We start from the raw sequence: 14,109 nt of genomic DNA, 5'->3' as shown, positions 1-14,109 counted from the left end.
TGCACGTGCGGCAGCGCAGCCTGAACGCTCCTGCCCCCACCAAGCGGCTCCGCTGTTGCTCAAACAGGCGCGTCCTCAGCGATTCGGGCCGGCGTCGAGTGGCGGCTGCTCATCGCGGAAGCTTCGGCGTGTTTTCACCTCCGGTGTTTGAATGGCGGGTATGGCCGCGCACACGCATGACGACATCGACTGGGCCGGGCGGATCACGGCCCTGCGCCGCGCCGACGAGTTGCACGCGCCGATCCACGAGGAGATCGCCGCACGGCTGGTCGAGCAGCTCGGCCCAACGCCGGTCATCGTCGATGCGGGTAGTGGAGCCGGCGGGATGAGCGCCGCGTTCGCCGTCGCGCTCGCGCGCCATGGTGGTGGGCAACTCGTGCTGGTCGACGCCGTACCGGAGCTGCTCGATGTCGCCTGCACCGCTGCGCGGGTCGCGATCGAGCAGGCTCCCGCCGCCGAGGCGACCGGTCCCCCTGCGGAGGCGGTCTCTGCGCTCTCGGACTCGCCGGGCGTCTCGGTCGCACCCTCGGCGTCGGTCTCGCTCGGCACGGAGCAGGCCGAGGTCGAGCAGGCGCGCGCGGAGATCGACGGCGCCGCCGCAGCCGCGACTGTCGGACGCGGGCACCCCGGACCAGGCGCCGCGCCCACAGCACTGGCGACGGTCGAGATCGACAGCGTGCTAGCGGATGTCGCATCCGTGGCACTCGATCAAGTCGTGCCGCGCGCGGATCTCGTGTGGGCCGCTTCGATGGTGCATCACCTCCCTGATCAGCAAGCCGGCGTCGCCGGTCTCGTCAGCGCCCTCAAACCGGGCGGCATGCTCGCCCTGGTCGAGGGGAGCCCGCCCACTCACTGCCTGCCCTGGGACCTGGGCGTCGGCACCCCGGGGCTCGAACGCCGCCTGCTCGCGGCTCGGGATCACTGGTTCGGACAGATGCGCGCTGGGATGGCAGATGCCGTCCGAATGCCCTATGGCTGGAACCTGGCGCTCGGTAAGGCGGGGCTGGAGCGGACCGCGTCCTTCAGTCGCCTTGTCGACTTCCCTGCGCCACTGGATGCGGCCGTCCGCGACTACGTCGTCCAGCACATCGCCTGGTTGGGCTCGACCGTCGACGAACTAGTCACGCAGGAGGATCGGGACGCCCTGCGTGTCCTGCTCGATCCCGTGGATCCGGCGTACCTCGGCCTTCGGGACGATGTCTACGTGCTCGGTGCGCGGACCGTCCACCTCGGATTTCTCCCGTGACCGAGCCCGTCGTGTGCTCTCGGTGTGGGGCGCACCGAAAGTCGGACGAAGATCCGGTCGTGGCCTTGGCGTGGGTCAGCGAGCGTGAGGGGGGCGCTCTTCGCTGGCTGTGTCCTCGCTGCGCCCGCGAGCACGTCCGTGACATCGAAGGCAAACTGCCGACCGAGTACTGGTGATCGTCGTTCATGCAGCCACCTCCGTAAGCGCCTGTACTTTCGGCCGACGTCGGCGAGCCGCGGCCGCGAAGGCACTGGTGAGTTCGCGCGCGACGCTGTCCGCGTCACCTCGCAATCGGCTCGGCGTGGTGCGGACCAACGTCACCCCGGCGCCGGTGAGTGGCAGGTGATTCACGACAGGGCTGTCCGATCGCGCGGTCATCGGATCGAGGATCCAGCCGAACGCCACTTCGTCCCACCACGCGTCGACCACTCCGAGTCGCCTTCCTCGCGAATCGCAAACGGTCACGTTCCACAACGGCGGCGGCAGCGGTACACCGCCGAGCAGCTCCCGCGCCACACCCTGCTGGTAGGTGTCCCGAAGAGAACCGAGGCTCCGCAACGTCTGCCGAACTGCCGAGGTGCCGCGTTGGTTGCCGGCGTCGAGCTCGTCGCGCAACTGCTCAGCGGTGCACAGTCCGTAGTAGACCGGCAGGGTGAGCAGCCGGCGCAACCTGTCCGGATCCCTCTCGTGCCGTGCGATGTCGATGGTGGCGCGAGCCGGTGGGGCGAAGGGAATTTCGTCGACGACGACCGGAGGGGGAACCCGCGATGTGCGTTCGAGCCAGGTGAACTCGTGTGAGGCGATGCGTCGTCCCACAGGGATCAGTACGTGCACGCGCCGGGACGGGGACAGCGGTATTCCCTGTGCCTGCAGGGCGTCCGTTCCGCTGACAACCGCGCCGTCGCCCGCATGGTAGACGGCCGCACGCAATTGCTGGTCCCGGCTGGGTTCCCGGTTGCTCAGCAGGATCACGCCGGGCAGGAGCCTGCGCCACGGGCCGCCCGGGCGGCATCGGGAGGAGATGACGTGCTGGCTGAGTCCCGCTCTGCGCAGCCGGATGCTGGTGGTGACCCCGTCCTCGTGGGCGCGGTCTCGCGTCGTGGTGGCGTCGATGGTTTCGGTCATGGTTCCACTGTGGAACCGGAGGGCCGATGGGGGAAGGTGTGACCGGCAACTGTGGACAACTTGGTGGTGCGAATGGCGATCTCGTGTCGTTTGCGGCGAAATTGTGGATAACTGGGCCGGTTGACGTCTCCCGTGAACCCGGAAGTCGCAGGTTTGCGGCACTCTGGAGATCGGACGAGGCCGGGGCGCGACGGGCAATGACGAGGAGATGAGGGAGTGACGGGGATGTTGTGACGGCGGAAGGTGTCAACTGGCGGATCGCACGACGAGCGCTGGGTAGCGCGAGCGCCGATGCCGGTGTCGGGTCAGGATCCTGGGGCGGGATGCTGGCCGTTCGGCCGGAATCAGGTGCCTGGCGAGACGTCCTCGCGGCTGACCGGGACTCGCGTGTGTGGCCGGGCGTGGATCAACCCGGCTGTCCGCGGGGTGCCGGATGCTCGGAGACGCGGCGATGGGCCAGAAGAAGACAGGACGAAAGGGGGTATCGAGTCAGTCGGCAAAACCCGGCTGCCACCGTTCCACGATCGCACGCACGGGGAACTCCGCGTCGAGCTGGCAGAGGATGCCGGTGGAACCCGCCGTCACGCGGTGGATCAGCAGGTATTCCGGAGGAAGGTTGAGGGACCGGCCCGTGCGGAAGTCCCGGCCGCGCGTGTCACCGACTCGCATCGCCTGACGCTGCATCCAGCGGCGTGTGAAGTGGAAGCGTTCGGTGGCCAGCGGCTCCGTGAACGGGGCCAGGTACGAGAGAACGTCCTCGGCGCTGAGTTCCGTTCCGGGACGGATGAACCCGGACGAGCGCAGCAGATCCATGAGGTCGTCCGAGCGCCGGTTTAGGGCGAGGCGTGTCATCTCGCCGAGTTGGCGGGGGATGCCGTGGGGCAGGCGGGCTACCGCGCCGAAGTCGATGACGGCGAGGCGCCCGTCGTCGAGCAGCATGAAGTTGCCGGGGTGCGGGTCGGAGTGCAGGAGCTTCGCCCGGGCCGGTGACGAGAAGTGGAACTCGGCCAGGCGGGCGCCGACGTGGTTGCGGGTTTCGGCGTCCGCGCCGGCGATGACCTTTGCCAGGGGAGTGCCGGTCACCCACTCCGTCACGAGGACCTTGGGCGCGCTCGCGACGACCTTCGGCACCAGGACGTGGTCGTCGCCGTCGAAGGCCCTCGCGAACTCGCGCTGGCTGTCGGCCTCGCCGCGGTAGTCCAGCTCCTCGTCCATCCGCGCGGACAGTTCGGCGAGGAGCGGCTTGACCTCGGTCCCCGGCACCAGTGCCTGAAACAGCCTGCTGAAGCGCTGCAACTGCCGCAGATCGCTGCGCAGTGCCTCATCCGCCCCCGGGTACTGGACCTTGACCGCGACCTCGCGGCCGTCGTGCCACACCGCGCGGTGCACTTGGCCGATGCTTGCCGCGGCCGTGGGCGCCTCGTCGAACTGGAGAAAACGCTTCTCCCACGACCGGCCCAGCTGTTCGGCCAGCACGCGCCGGGTCTGCTTCGCCGGCATCGGCGGCGCCGCGGCCTGCAGCCGCGTCAAGGCGTCCCGGTACGGGGCCGCCATCTCGTCCGGCACTGCCGCCTCGAACACGCTCAAGGTCTGGCCGAACTTCATCGCGCCGCCCTTGAGCGTGCCCAGCACCTCGAACAGCTGCTCGGCAGCCTTCGCCGACAGGTTCGCGTTGACCTCTTCCGCGTTCTGACCGGTCAGCCGCCGCCCCCAGCCGCCCACCGCGCGGCCGGCGATGCCGAGCGGCAGGCTCGCCAGCTTGGCGGCGCGGGCGGCGGTGCGGCGGGGGATCCCGGGATCGGCACGGTCGTCGGTCTCTTCGGGAAAGTCGGTCACTCCTGCGATTGTGCCTTGCCGACCGCGCCTTCCGCAGCCGTCCGCGGAGCCACGCCCCTGACCAGCGGCTCCGGGCGGGCGCCGCAGGAACAGGACGGGTGCGGCGGCCACGGACGGTGGTAGATCGTGCATTCGTACGGATCGATTTCGAGCGTCGTGTTCCAGCCCGGCGGGATCCCGTCGGCGCGACCCAGCGCCCGAAGCACCTGCCCGGTCGCCAGGGCCGCGGTGGCCTGCACGCTCACCAGGTCGGCAGGCTGGCTGCGCCCGGCCAGCTGGCCGGCCACCGTCGGCCAGCGCTCGTCCATCGAGCGCCGGATCAGGTCGGCGCAGCCCAGGCAGCTGCTCCGGCCCGGATAGACGAGCGGGCCCACGATGCCGATGCCCTCCCGGACGCGGACGGCCAGGTGCGGAATCTTCTCCTGCATCAGCTGCCGAACCAGCTCAGGGGCCGGAACGACCGCGTCCGCGAGGACGGCGAGCTCCGGGTTCCGCCCGTCGCGCAGCCTGCGCGTCACCGTCGCCGAATTCGCCCGTCGGATGGCGTCGGCCGCGGCGGCGGTCCGCGACCGGCCGATGTCCGTGTCCGTGTAGCCGCTACCGGTGTCGTGGTCGGCGACCTTGCCCGCGGCCTCGACGCGGACGTGTCCCACACCGGCCGCGGCGAGCTGCACCGCCATGGCCACCGTCACCCGCCCCGACCCGTACAGCACGATCGCGCTGTGGCGGCGACGCGCGACGGTTTCGCCGTGGCTCTGCCTCGCCGACAGCGACCAGAGACCGGCTTCGTTGGCGATGCGGTTGTACGCGGCAGGCGCCCACGCCTCTTCCACCAGACCGAGGTGGGTCAACTGGGTGAGCAGATCGCGGAGGAGCTCGACGTGTTCGCTCTCGGCGAGAGCGAACAGGCTCTCCAGGCGCAGGCTCCCGTCCAGGCGATGCAGGACCCGGACCACGTCCGGCGGCAAGTCCCGGGCCATCATCGCGTGGCGTGGGTCGACCCCGATCTGGATCTCGCCCGGACCGCGGTCGAAGATCTCGAGCCCTGGCCGGAGCCAGGGCCGTTCGGGCAGGAAGACCGGGCGCGGTGTGATCGCTGTGTTCGTCATGGCGCACAGAGTGACGGAAGGTGGCTAAGAATCCGCTAACCGCAACCCCGAGTTATCCACAGGTGCGTGGACATGTGGACAACTCGGGCGATCTCGAAGCCGACTCTCCCGACTTGTCGGTGCCTGGCCTTACCGTGGACGGGTGGCGAACGCACGGGTGCCCTCTCTGAGGAACCGGGACAACACCGGGCAGTCATCGAACCCGCAGCTCAAGGTCGAAGTACGGCGTAGTGCACGACGAAGGCGGACGGTCAGCGCGTACCGGGACGGCGACACCCTCGTGGTGCTCATCCCGGCGAGCATGAGCCGAGCCGAGGAGAAACACTGGGTGGCAGAAATGGAGCGCAAGCTCCAGCGCACGGAGACCAAACGGGCGTCTCCGGCGCGCGAATCGGATGCTGCGCTGCTCGCGCGCTGCGCGCAACTGTCCGCGCGGTATCTGGACGGGCAGGCGCTGCCGGCGAGTGTCCGCTGGGTCCCGCCGATGCGGACCAGGTGGGCGTCCTGCACGCCGGTCGACCGGACGATCCGGGTGAGTGACCGGTTGCAGAACGTGCCCGCATGGGTGTTGGACTACGTGCTGGTGCACGAGCTGGCACACTTGCGGGTCGCAGCGCACAACGCGGAGTTCTGGGAGCTGGTCCGGCGGTATCCGAAGACCGAGCGGGCCATCGGTTACCTCGAGGGCCTGTCCGCGGCTGCCGGATGGGGGATCAGCGAGCTGGACGAAGATTGAGCAGTCCGGTCGAGCCGGGGGCCGTGCCCGTTGGGTGTGGTCCCCGGTTGCGTCCGGGCCGGGTCGGCAGCGGCGCGAGACCCGATGCGCCGGCCTCGACGCGGCACCCGCCTTTGGGTGGGCGGACGTGCTGGATCGGGTCGGGGAAGGGGACGGGCCCGGATCCGGGCGCCTTGTCAGAACTCGACCGACATCGGGTACGGGCCGGTCCGGGCCCCTGCCGGAACCCGGTCCGGCGCCAGCCGGGCGCCTGCTGGACCGACCGGCGCCGGACGCTTGCCGGAGCCGGCAAGCGTCGGTTGTGTGGCGCGGTGCCGAGCGGCCGCCGCATCCGGCTGTCGCCGAAGACCCTGTTGGCGTTAACCGCCTGCCGGAACCCCGACCGGGGCCGAACGCCTACCGACACCCACCGACACCTGAACATGCACCCCGCACGGGCGCCGGTCCAGGTGCGGCATCGACCAGGAGTCGCCTACTCCTTCGCGTCGCCGTCCTCGGGCTTGTCCTCGCGGTCGGCCTTGGCCTCGGCGTCCGTGCGTTCCAGCTCGGCGAGCGGGTCCAGGCCGTCCAGCTCCCCGGGCTTGCCGAGGCGGTCGGAGAACTCCATCGGGTCGTCGAGGTCCGCGGCGGAGGGCATCAGGTCCGGATGGGACCACAGGCCGTCCCTTTTGTCGACACCGTGCTGGTCGCCCACGAGTTTCCACAGGGCGGACGCCGCGCGCATCCGGCGGGGGCGCAGTTCCAGCCCGACCAGCGTGGCGAACGTCTGTTCGGCCGGGCCGCCCGTCGCGCGGCGGCGGCGGAGCGTTTCGCGCAGGGCGTCGGCGCCGGGGAGCCTGTCGCCGACCGCCTCGGCGACCACCACGTCCACCCAGCCCTCCACCAGGGCGAGCAACGTCTCCAGACGGTTGAGCGCCGCCTGCTGTTCGGGCGTCGTCTGGGGCTCGAGCAGGCCCGACGACAGCGCCTCTTCGATGCTCGCCGGGTTGGACGGGTCCACCTGGCCCGCCAGTTGCTCCAGCGCCGACGTGTCGACCTTGATGCCGTGCGCGAACTCCTCGACCGTCGCCAGCAGCCGCTGCCGCAGCCACGGCACGTGCGAGAACAACCGCTGGTGCGCGGCCTCCCGCGCGGCCAGGAACACCAGGACCTCGCTGCTGGGCAGCTCCAAGCCCTCGGTGAACTTCTCGACGTTCGCGGGCAGCAGCGCCGACGTGCCCTCCGGGCCCAGCGGCAAACCGACCTCCGTCGAGGTCAGCACCTCGGCCGCCAGCTGCGCCAGCGCGTTGCCCAGCTGGGAGCCGAAGGCCATGCCGCCCATCTGGCCGACCATCGACAACAGCGGCCCGGCCGCCTGCTTCGCCTCCGCCGGGAGCGCCTCGACCCACGCGCCGGACACCTGGTGGGCCACCGGATCACACAGCCGCTGCCAGGTCGGCAGCGTCTTCTGCACCCAGTCGCGCGGAGACCACGCCGTCGTGACGCTCGCGCCGGCGGGCAGGATCGTCGCCGCGTCGAGCCACAGCTCGGCGAGGTGGCCGGCGTCGCGCACGGCGCTGTCCGAGTCGCCACTCGCGGCGAACCCGATCTGCCCGCCGCCACCACTGCCCAGCTTCTGCAGCGCGATCTGCTTGGCGAGGTCGTAGTTCACCGGCCCGGACGAGCTGCCCGCCTGGCTCATCATCTGCCCGAGCTGGCTGAGCATCTGGCCCAGCTGGTTGAACGCCTCGGCACCGGACGGCTGGCCGCCTTCCGACGGCCCGTTGTCGCCGGATTTGTCGGGATCCGGGGGCCCGAAGCCGAACGGGGGATTGCTCATATCACCACCGTACGCGGACCGGGCTGCCGTGACCGCGCCAGAGGTGTCCGATTTCGCTCGACGCGATCATGGCCTGGTGATCGGTGGCACGGGCCGGTCACCGTACGCTGTGGGCCGTGAGCGAGTCCCGCGACGAAAGCACTGCTCCCGGCGCCGCGACGGGCACCAAGCCCGATGGCGCCGACCAGGACCGCAACGGTCACCGCGCGACACGGCAGCCTCCGCGCGTCCGCATGAGCCGGCGCGGCTGGACCGTGGTGGTCAGCGGTGTCCTCATCGTGGTCTTCGGGCTCATCGGCGCGTTCGTCCGGGTGCCCTACGTCGCGATCGGGCCCGGTCCCACCTACGACACCCTGGGCCAGGTCGACGGCGCCCAGGTGGTCGAGATCGACGGCCAGCAGACCTACCCGACCGCGGGCGAGCTGCGGATGACCACGGTCTCCCTCAACGACGAGATCAGCCTTTTCGGCGCGCTCGGGCTGTGGGTCAGCGGCCGCTACGCGCTCGCGCCCCGCGAGGAGTACTTCCGTCCCGGTGAGAGCGACGAGCAGGTCCAGCAGGAGAACGTCCAGCAGTTCCAGGACTCGCAGAGCAACGCCGAGGTCGCCGCGCTGCGTCACCTCGGCTTCCCGATCAAGGTGCTCGCCCAGACGATCGTCGAGGACACGCCGGCCAGCAAGGTTCTCGCCGCGGGCGACCGGCTGCTCAACGTCAACGGCCGCACGATCACCAACGAGGACGACGTCACCGCCGCGGTCGCCGACACGACCCCCGGCCAGACCGTGCCGATCACCTTCCAGCACGGCACCGACCCGGCCCGCACCGAGCAGATCACCCTCGCCGCCAACCCGGACCCGGACAAGAAGAACGGGTTCATGGGCCTGCAGCCGATCGACCGCGCGGACGTGCCCTTCGAGGTGAAGATCTCCCTGCAGGACGTCGGCGGCCCCTCCGCGGGGCTGATGTTCGCGCTGGCGATCGTCGACCGGCTCACTCCTGGCGAGATGGTGGCCGGCGAGCACGTCGCGGGCACCGGGGAGATCACCGAGAAGGGCGTGGTCGGCCCGATCGGCGGCATCTCGTTCAAGGTCGTCGCCGCCCGCGAGGCCGGCGCCACCGTGTTCCTCACGCCGGAGGCGAACTGCGCCGAGGCGTCGGCCGCGGCCCCGGACGGGCTCCAGCTGGTCAAGGTGACCGACCTGAACAGCGCCCTGTCCGCGCTGGACGCGCTCAAGGCCGGGCAGCCGACCCCGTCCTGCTGACGCCGAGCGCGGAACTCGGGCGCGGGAGGGTGGGACTCGCCGACGGGAGCGGGGGACTCGCGGGTTACGGGGTCAGGGTGGCGCGCAGGGCCTCGACCAGGTTCGGCGCCAGGTCCGGGTGCTCGACGATCTCGTCGGCGGGCTCGGCGTCCTCGGTCTGGGTGTAGCCGCGCAGCCGCATGACGCACGCGGCGGGGCCGTCCCGCAGCACGGCGGCGACCAGCCGGGCCTCCGTGCGATCGGGGTGGTCCGCGGCCGCCTGGCGCAGCCGCGCCACGTCGCCGGCCTCGGACTCGGGCAGCTCGGACTCCGCGCTCGGCGGCAGGATGATGATCTCCTGGGCCAGCGCGCAGCCGATGACCGCGTCCGGCCAGGCGATCCGCCCCAGCGCCTCCGCCAGATCGCTCTCCGGCAGCGGCTCCTGCGCCACCGGCGTCAGCGCGCTCGACGGATCGAGCTGCCCGGCCAGCTCGGGCTGCTCGCGCAGCAGCGCCTCGGTCGGGACCAGCGCGAACAGCTGGGGCTGCTGGTCCCACCCGGCGGCGGCCACGAACTCCTCGACCTCGCGGGCGAGCGCGGCGATCGCCGGACCAGCGGCGGGGTTGACTTCCGATGCCATCTCCTCATCGTGTCAGGTGCCCGCCGGGCATGTCCGATTCGGGCCGGTCGGGGAACCCGGAGCGGCCCTCCTAGAGTTAGGGGTTCAGGGGGTGGCGTGCATGACCGCCCCCTCGCCAGCGGACCACGACAACAGGAGCGTGCGCAGTGGCCAGTCGGCCCCCAGTGAGCCTGCCGAAGCTGTCCAAACGCAGCCGGATACTGCTGATCATCGCCGCGGTGGTCGTGCTGGCTCTGCTGCTCGGGGCGCGGCTTCTGGACACCTACGTCGACTGGCTGTGGTTCGGCGAGGTCGCCGCACGCCAGGTCTTCAACACGATGGTGCTGACCCGTGTCGTGTTGTTCTTCGCGATCGGCCTGCTCGTCGGCGGGTCGCTCGCGCTGAGCCTGTGGATCGCCTACCGGACGCGGCCGGTGTTCGTCCCGGTCTCCGGCGCCGACGATCCGCTGGCGCGCTACCGCTCGGCGGTGGTCGGCCGGATCCGGCTGATCGGCATCGGCATCCCGGTGGTCACCGGCCTCATCGCGGGCGCCACCGGCGAGGGCGACTGGCAGCGCATCCAGCTGTTCCTGCACGGCACGAGCTTCGGCCAGACCGACCCCGAGTTCGGCAACGACATCGGCTTCTACGCCTTCACGCTGCCCTTCTACCAGTGGCTGCTCGGCTGGCTGTTCGTCGCGGTGACGATCTCGTTCATCGGCGCGCTGATCGCGCAGTACCTCTTCGGCGGCATCCGGCTCGCGGGCCGTGGCGGTCAGCTCGCCGGATCGGCGCGCGTCCAGCTCGCGGTCACCGCGGGCCTGTTCGTCCTGCTGAAGGCGGTCGAGTACTACTTCGACCGGTACAACCTGCTCTTCTCCGACCGCAACCCGCTGTTCAACGGCGCGACGTACACGGACCTGAACGCGGTGCTGCCCGCGAAGCTGATCCTGCTGTGCATCTCCGCGATCTGCGCGGTCGCGTTCTTCGCGGGCGCGTTCCTGCGCAACATCCAGTTGCCCGCGATCGCGCTGGTGCTGCTGATCCTGTCCGGTGTGCTGGTCGGGGTGGCGTGGCCGGCGATCCTCGAGCAGTTCTCGGTGAAGCCGAACGCCAACCAGAAGGAAGCGCTTTCCATCAGCCGCAACATGGAGGCGACCAAGTCCGCGTACGGGCTCGACGACGTCCAGTACGAGGACTACACGGGCACGGGACAGGCGACCGCCGCGCAGATCAGCGCCGACACCTCGACCGTGCCCAACATCCGTTTGCTCGACCCGAACGTGCTGGCCCCGACGTTCACGCAGCGGGTCGGCCGGGAGAACTTCTACGGCTTCCCCGCCAAGCTCGACATCGACCGCTACGACATCGGCGGCAAGACCCAGGACTACGTGGTCGCGGCCCGTGAGATCAACACCGCGAACCTCACCGGCAACCAGACGAACTGGATCAACAAGCACCTCGTCTACACCCACGGCAACGGGTTCGTGGCGGCGCCGGCCAACACGATCGACCGCGCCGTGAGCAGCGCCAACAGCGATGGTGGCTACCCGATCGCGGTCACCAGCGACACCCAGAACCCCACCGGCGCCGGCATCGACCCGGCCAACCCGACCGCGGCGGGCATCGCGGTCGACGAGCCGCGGATCTACTACGGCGAGCTGACCAACGACTACGCGATCGTCGGCGGCCAGGAAGGCAAGGCGCCCGGCGAGTACGACAGCGCCAGCAGCAACGACTACCGCTACGAGGGCGCCGGCGGGGTGAACCTCGGCAACTGGTTCAACCGCCTGGCCTTCGCCGCGAAGTACGGCGAACGCAACATCCTCTTCTCCGACGCCATCAGCGACGGCTCGAAGATCATGTACAACCGCGACCCGCGCCAGCGCGTCAGCAAGGTCGCGCCGTGGCTCACCGTGGACGGCGACCCGTACCCGGCGGTCGTGGACGGCAAGATCGTCTGGATCGTCGACGGCTACACCACGCTGAACAACTTCCCGTACTCCCAGCGCACCCAGCTGGGCGCGGCCACGGAGGACACCCTCGCCGGTGTCGCCAGGCAGGCGAACAACAACATCAACTACATTCGCAACTCGGTGAAGGCGACCGTCGACGCGTTCAACGGCACCGTCAGCCTGTACTCGGTCGACAACCAGGACCCCGTGCTCAAGGCGTGGGAGGGTGTCTTCCCCGGCCTGGTGAAGCCGAGCAGCGAGATCAGCCCCGACCTGCAGGCGCACTTCCGGTACCCGGAGGACCTGTTCAAGATCCAGCGGGAACTCCTGACGCGATACCACGTCACCGACCCGCAGGAGTTCTACACCACCAACACCTTCTGGAACGTCCCCCAGGATCCGACCCAGGAGGGCGGAACCAACCTGGACGCCTCCGGGCTGGCCAACCAGCCCGGCTACTACGTCCTCGCCGAGGCGCCGGGACAGACCGGCACGACGTTCCAGCTGACCAGTCCGCTCACCGCGCTGCAACGGCAGTACCTGGCGGCCTGGATGACGGTGTCGTCGGATCCGAAGGACTACGGCGCCATCAAGGTCCTCCGACTACCCACGACAGCCGCGGGCAACAGTCAGGTCGACGGTCCCGTGCAGGTCCAGAACAGGTTCCAGAGCGATTCGCGCTTCGCGCAGGAACGGACGCTGTTCAGCAACCAGAGCGTCACGGTGATCTTCGGCAACCTGATCACCCTGCCCGTCGGCGGCAGCTTCCTCTACGTCGAACCGGTCTACATCCAGCAACGCAACCAGAACAGCTACCCGCAGCTGGCCCGCGTGCTGGTGTCCTACGGCTCCAAGGTCGGATTCGCCTCCACACTCGGCGACGCCCTGAAACAGGTGTTCGGCGACCAGGCGGGACAGGCGGCGACCTCGCCGACCAACCCCACCACACCGCCGACCACGCCCACCACCACCCCGACAACGCCGACCACCACACCGCCGGCCACGGGCGGCACCGGCAGCAGCCCGGTGCTCGACCAGGCCGTCGCCGGCATCCAGTCGGCGCTCGAACAGCTCCGGCAGGCCCAGCAGAACGGCGACTTCCAGGCCCAGGGTGCCGCGCTCGCCGCACTCGACGCCGCCGCCAGGGCCTACGAGAACGCCAAATCCGAGACGACGACGTCCGCACCGCCCCAGCCAGGCGGCTGACCTGGGCACACCGGGTGCCGGACCCGATCCGGCACCCGGTGTGCACCGCCCCGCAACCAACGCGTAAACTGGTACTCACAGCGCGGGGTGGAGCAGCTCGGTAGCTCGCTGGGCTCATAACCCAGAGGTCGCAGGTTCAAATCCTGTCCCCGCTACAGAGTCGGGAGGCCCTGTATCCGCGGAAAGCGCGGATACAGGGCCTCTTTCGCGTGTCTTCTGGGGGTCGACCCCCAGGCCCCCGGCAGGGGGCGAGCCCCCTGCACCCCCTCCCGGTGCCGGTTTGGTGGGCTGGTGTGCCTGGCGTGGGTGAGGCCCCTGCGCTCCCTCTCGGTGCGGGTTTGGTGGGCTGGTGTGCCTGGCGTGGGCGGAGCCTGCCTTGTGGTGTCGGCGTGCTTCCCAATTCGGGTCGGGGTCCAATCGGGACGTTGAAAGGGGGCGCTGTGGGGGTCAGAGTGGGGTGTGTATAGTGGTACTCACAGCGCGGGGTGGAGCAGCTCGGTAGCTCGCTGGGCTCATAACCCAGAGGTCGCAGGTTCAAATCCTGTCCCCGCTACTACAGGGAAAAGGCCCGGTTCGATCCGAACCGGGCCTTTTTCGTGCGCTTGGGGCACCCGCCGTTGGGCCGGACGGGGGAAGGTAATGACCTTTGTGGACATTGAGCGTGACCACAGTGGACAGAACGCCGGAAGAGTGGCACCGTGTAGGGGTGTCTGAACTCAATGCAACAGCAGCGGCACTGCTCGGCCTGCTCCAGGACGGCCCGGCCACCGGGGGGCAGCTGGTTGCGGCGGCGGAGGAGCGGTTCGGGACGTTCTTCAGCGTGACCCGCAGCCAGGTCTACCGTGAGCTGCCCGCCCTCGCCAAAGAAGGGCTCGTCCGGCTCGGCAAGCAGGGACCCCGCTCCAGCCAGCAGTACGTGATCACCGCCGCGGGCAAAAAAGCCTTCAAGGGCTGGCTCACCTCCGACGCCGGCCCCGACCACCTGCGCAGCCCGCTCATCCTGCGCCTCGTGCACGCCGGCTCGCTCACCGCGAAACAACGCGGCTCGCTCGTCGACGCGGCACGGAGCAGCTACCAGGAGGACCTCGACGAGGCCAAGGCCGCCGTCAAGGCCGCCGGGGACCCCTACAGCAAGGCCATCGCCGAGTTCGGCCAGGCGCACGCCCGCGCGGCGCTGAAGCTGATCGACGCGATCCCGGACGCCTGACCGGCAGCTC

Annotated in this window: 10 protein-coding genes and 2 tRNA genes; 7 read left to right on the top strand and 5 right to left on the bottom strand. The window is 70.0% G+C overall.

Annotation, left to right across the window (positions count from 1 at the left end; translation table 11 throughout):
• Positions 1 to 160: 160 nt before the first annotated feature.
• Positions 161 to 1,246, top strand: a complete 1,086-nt coding sequence (locus HNR02_RS03345; protein ID WP_179771754.1) for a class I SAM-dependent methyltransferase — start codon at positions 161 to 163, stop codon at positions 1,244 to 1,246.
• Positions 1,247 to 1,429: 183 nt separating this feature from the next.
• On the opposite strand, the gene HNR02_RS03340 is transcribed toward HNR02_RS03345, so the two are convergent.
• The 3 genes from HNR02_RS03340 to HNR02_RS03330 all read right to left on the bottom strand — a co-directional run bounded on the left by HNR02_RS03340 (position 1,430) and on the right by HNR02_RS03330 (position 5,316).
• Entirely contained in the window at positions 1,430 to 2,218 is a 789-nt protein-coding gene (locus HNR02_RS03340) for a hypothetical protein (RefSeq protein WP_179771753.1), read from the bottom strand.
• A gap of 642 nt (positions 2,219 to 2,860) precedes the next feature.
• Positions 2,861 to 4,207: an ABC1 kinase family protein gene (locus HNR02_RS03335; protein WP_179771752.1), complete on the bottom strand. Its 1,347-nt coding sequence runs from the start codon at positions 4,205 to 4,207 to the stop codon at positions 2,861 to 2,863.
• Positions 4,204 to 5,316 (bottom strand): TOMM precursor leader peptide-binding protein, encoded by a 1,113-nt coding sequence (locus HNR02_RS03330; RefSeq protein ID WP_179771751.1) that lies wholly within the window; start codon positions 5,314 to 5,316, stop codon positions 4,204 to 4,206. The genes HNR02_RS03335 and HNR02_RS03330 overlap by 4 nt, the downstream gene beginning before the upstream one ends.
• 166 nt (positions 5,317 to 5,482) lie before the next feature.
• Here HNR02_RS03330 and HNR02_RS03325 point away from each other — a divergent pair, with 166 nt between their 5' ends.
• The gene (locus HNR02_RS03325) at positions 5,483 to 6,052 is read left to right on the top strand and encodes a M48 metallopeptidase family protein (protein WP_179775672.1); all 570 of its coding nucleotides are present in this window, start codon (positions 5,483 to 5,485) and stop codon (positions 6,050 to 6,052) included.
• 472 nt (positions 6,053 to 6,524) lie between these two features.
• Here HNR02_RS03325 and HNR02_RS03320 read toward each other — a convergent pair whose 3' ends face one another.
• Positions 6,525 to 7,871, bottom strand: coding sequence for a zinc-dependent metalloprotease (locus HNR02_RS03320; protein WP_179771750.1), 1,347 nt, complete (start codon positions 7,869 to 7,871; stop codon positions 6,525 to 6,527).
• 116 nt (positions 7,872 to 7,987) lie between these two features.
• On the opposite strand from HNR02_RS03320, the gene HNR02_RS03315 reads away from it, so the two are divergent.
• On the top strand, positions 7,988 to 9,133 hold the full coding sequence (locus tag HNR02_RS03315) for a YlbL family protein (protein ID WP_312860888.1): 1,146 nt from the start codon (positions 7,988 to 7,990) through the stop codon (positions 9,131 to 9,133).
• Positions 9,134 to 9,197: 64 nt separating this feature from the next.
• Here HNR02_RS03315 and HNR02_RS03310 read toward each other — a convergent pair whose 3' ends face one another.
• Positions 9,198 to 9,752, bottom strand: a complete 555-nt coding sequence (locus HNR02_RS03310) for a PPA1309 family protein (protein WP_179771749.1) — start codon at positions 9,750 to 9,752, stop codon at positions 9,198 to 9,200.
• A gap of 164 nt (positions 9,753 to 9,916) precedes the next feature.
• Here HNR02_RS03310 and HNR02_RS03305 point away from each other — a divergent pair, with 164 nt between their 5' ends.
• The 4 genes from HNR02_RS03305 to HNR02_RS03290 all read left to right on the top strand — a co-directional run bounded on the left by HNR02_RS03305 (position 9,917) and on the right by HNR02_RS03290 (position 14,099).
• Positions 9,917 to 12,892 (top strand): UPF0182 family protein, encoded by a 2,976-nt coding sequence (locus tag HNR02_RS03305; RefSeq protein ID WP_179771748.1) that lies wholly within the window; start codon positions 9,917 to 9,919, stop codon positions 12,890 to 12,892.
• 81 nt (positions 12,893 to 12,973) lie between these two features.
• A tRNA-Met gene (locus HNR02_RS03300) sits at positions 12,974 to 13,047 on the top strand.
• Positions 13,048 to 13,371: 324 nt separating this feature from the next.
• Positions 13,372 to 13,445, top strand: a tRNA-Met gene (locus HNR02_RS03295).
• A 153-nt stretch (positions 13,446 to 13,598) separates the two neighbouring features.
• On the top strand, positions 13,599 to 14,099 hold the full coding sequence (locus HNR02_RS03290) for a PadR family transcriptional regulator (protein ID WP_179771747.1): 501 nt from the start codon (positions 13,599 to 13,601) through the stop codon (positions 14,097 to 14,099).
• Positions 14,100 to 14,109: the final 10 nt, after the last annotated feature.

It is taken from the genome of Amycolatopsis endophytica, assembly GCF_013410405.1.
Classification (GTDB): Bacteria; Actinomycetota; Actinomycetes; order Mycobacteriales; family Pseudonocardiaceae; genus Amycolatopsis_E; species Amycolatopsis_E endophytica.
The sequence above is the reverse complement of the archived record's forward strand: the minus strand, read 5'-3'. Positions and strand labels throughout refer to the sequence as shown.